Source organism: uncultured Paracoccus sp. (assembly GCF_947487305.1).
Classification (GTDB): domain Bacteria; phylum Pseudomonadota; class Alphaproteobacteria; order Rhodobacterales; family Rhodobacteraceae; genus Paracoccus.
In genome coordinates, this window is record NZ_CANKWH010000068.1 from 1 (window position 1) to 1,058 (window position 1,058).

Annotated in this window: 1 protein-coding gene; it reads right to left on the reverse strand. The window is 60.1% G+C overall.

Annotated features, from left to right (window positions below):
* Positions 1–1,058, reverse strand: a protein-coding gene (locus Q1A36_RS21275) for an IS3 family transposase (protein ID WP_299848170.1) whose coding sequence is annotated in 2 segments (ribosomal slippage) — positions 1–858 and positions 858–1,058 — 1,059 coding nt annotated over the 2 segments. Because the reading frame shifts where the segments join, the coding sequence is not laid out codon by codon here. This gene is flagged as partial in the annotation.

The window sequence follows — 1,058 nt, forward strand, 5'->3', positions numbered from 1 at the left end:
GCATGACCGGCGCACGGTCCATCGCGACGATGGTTTCCGGGGCTGGTGGGCGATAGCCCAATGCGCTGTGCGGACGCTTCGTGTTATAGTGCTTCCTCCATTCCTCGATCAGGATCTGCGCCTCACGGAGGCTGTAGAAAACTTCGCCGTTCAGAAGTTCATCGCGGAACCTGGCGTTGAAGCTCTCGCAGTAGCCGTTCTCCCAAGGTGACCCCGGCTCGATATAGGCCGTCTTTGCCCCGACGGCGGCGATCCAGTCGCGGACGGCCTCGGCTACGAATTCGGGGCCGTTGTCAGACCTGATGAAAGCTGGAACCCCACGCATGATAAACAGATCTATCAGCGCATCGATGACGTCGGCCGAGTTCAGTTTGCGCTTCACCCTGATGGTCAGGCATTCACGGCTGGACTCGTCCAGAATGTTCAGCGTCCGGAACGCCTTGCCGTCATCGGTCCGGGAATGCACGAAGTCATAGCTCCAGACGTGGTTTGTGTATTCCGGACGCAGCCGGACGCAGGATCCGTCGTTCAGCCAGAGCCGCCCCTTCTTCGGTTGCTTCATTGGCACTTTCAGCCCCTCGCGCCGCCACAAGCGTTCCACACGCTTGTCGTTCACCAGCCAGCCGGCATCACGTAGAAGCGCGGCAATCCGGCGATAACCATAACGGCCATATTGCCGCGCCAGTTCGATCATGTCGGCCACCAGCCGGTCCTCATCCGCCCGGCCTCTCGGCAGTTTGCGCTGCGTTGAGCGGTGCTGCTGCAGCACCCGGCAGGCACGGCGCTCGGACACGTCCAATTCACCTCGAACATGATCAATGCAGGCCCGGCGGCGCGAGGGGCTCAGAAGTTTCCCTTTGCAGCCTCGGTCAAAATCAGCTTGTCCAGCGTTAAATCCGACACCGCGCGTCGGAGGCGATCATTCTCAAGCTGCAGACGCTTCAGTTCCTTCAACTGATCCACGCCCATTCCACCATACTGCTTGCGCCAGCGATAATAGGTCTGTTCGACAATCCCGATCCGCCGGATCGCGTCCAGACGGGATAAACCTTGTCCCA